General features: G+C 64.3%; 1 protein-coding gene and 1 pseudogene. Both read right to left on the bottom strand.

The annotated features are described in order from the left end of the window. Nucleotides 1-193 precede the first annotated feature (193 nt). Nucleotides 194-1357 carry a saccharopine dehydrogenase family protein gene (locus EN750_RS33835; RefSeq protein ID WP_127399240.1) on the bottom strand — a complete coding sequence of 388 codons (1164 nt, stop codon included), beginning with the start codon at nt 1355-1357 and terminating at the stop codon, nt 194-196. After that, a pseudogene (locus EN750_RS41750) lies at nt 1354-1506 on the bottom strand (Lrp/AsnC family transcriptional regulator); the annotation flags it as partial. The pseudogene EN750_RS41750 and the gene EN750_RS33835, both read right to left, overlap by 4 nt.

The following is a 1506-nucleotide window of genomic DNA, read 5'->3' as shown; positions in this document are numbered from 1 at the left end:
GGTCGTCGAGCGTACCGGCACTGGCAGCGGCAGTGAGCCCGGCGAGTGCAAGCCCTGCGATGAAAAATCTGGCAATCTTCATTTCGGTATTCCTCCTTGTTTTATTGTTCCACGTTGTTTTTCACCCTTTGGGGTGCTTTTTGAGCGGCAGCGCCGTTGCCGACGGCAGCCACCGTTCGAAAATCTTTTCTCCTCAGTCCCGTGCCACCGTCTCGGAAACCGTGATGCCACGCTTGGCCAGTTCATCGAAGAACCTGATGTCGGGCACGTCCAGCAGCGGGTTCAAAAGGCCCGGTCTGGTGATCTCACGCCGCGCGAGCATCTGCGCCACGATGCTGGCGGGGTAGCCGACACCGAGGCTCATGCCGAACAGGCCGGAAGCCAGATCGCGTTCGATGATCAGGTCCGACGTGACCGTCTTGGCGCGGCCGCCTTCAAGACCGGAAAAGACATTGCGCATCACGCACAGGTCCTTTTCGCCCGGGCCATATTGCAATTGGGGCCCGAGCAGCCGGCCGAGGAATTCGCGCGGGCTGTTGGAGGTGCCGGGCACCTTGTCTTCGGAGAGGAAACCGAGCTCCTTCAACGGCGCCCAGAAGGCCGACCATCCCGGCCAGCGCAGCGTGTAGCGGCCAGAGCGGCGCAGCCCCTTGGCGGCGTCCAGCATCTCGACATAGTGCAGCGCGTCGCCATTGGGAAAGGCTTCCAGTTTGCCGAGGCCCACGACTTCGATCTCGTGGATGAAGGGATTGTCGTGCTGCTGGCCGGCCGGCACAGCGACGCGTTTTCCATCCTCGATCATCACGCTGTCGCGGTTCTGGCTGACCAGGACCATGTCGAAATTCCAGCTCACCTTGTAGCAAAGGGGCTTCGCCATCGCCTTCGGCTCGGGGATGCCGCCGCAATAGGAATCGATCGAGGAAATCGAGTCGAACTGCCTGGCGGCGCGGGCGTAGAGCACAAGATCGATGCCGGGGTCCAGCCCGCATTCGGTCATGATCGAGACACCCGCCTGTTCGGCGGCCGGCGCCAGGTCGGCGATCGACTTGGCGTAATTGGTGGTGACCAGCGGCGTGCGCGTGGCGATCGCGGCCTGCACCGCCTCGCGCATCAATGGCTGCGGCAACAGGTCGATGACGGCGTCGACCTCATCAAGCACGTTGGCCAGCGTCGGGCCGATCGCGCCCTCGGGCACGACGAAGCGCACGCGGGCAAGATCGGTCAGGCCGGCAAGCCGGGCGGGGCCGTCCGCCGCGGTGTCCACGCAGACAATTTCCTCGACGCCGTCGCTGGCGACGAGGTCGGCGATTGCAGCCCGGCCTTGCAGGCCGAGGCCGCCGAGTACCGCGATCTTCATGCCGGCTCCTTGCGGTCGTCCGACCAGCAGCCTTCCGGCAGGCTGACCCATTTGTTGCAGGACGCCATGACGACGAAGGTTTCGCTGCGCACGACTTCGCCCGGCTCGCCGGCACCCGGGATCAGCTCACTGGTGACGCGGTAGAGGTC

The organism is Mesorhizobium sp. M7A.F.Ca.ET.027.03.2.1 (assembly GCF_003999175.1).
Classification (GTDB): Bacteria; Pseudomonadota; Alphaproteobacteria; order Rhizobiales; family Rhizobiaceae; genus Mesorhizobium.
This window is presented reverse-complemented; position numbering and strand designations above follow the sequence as displayed.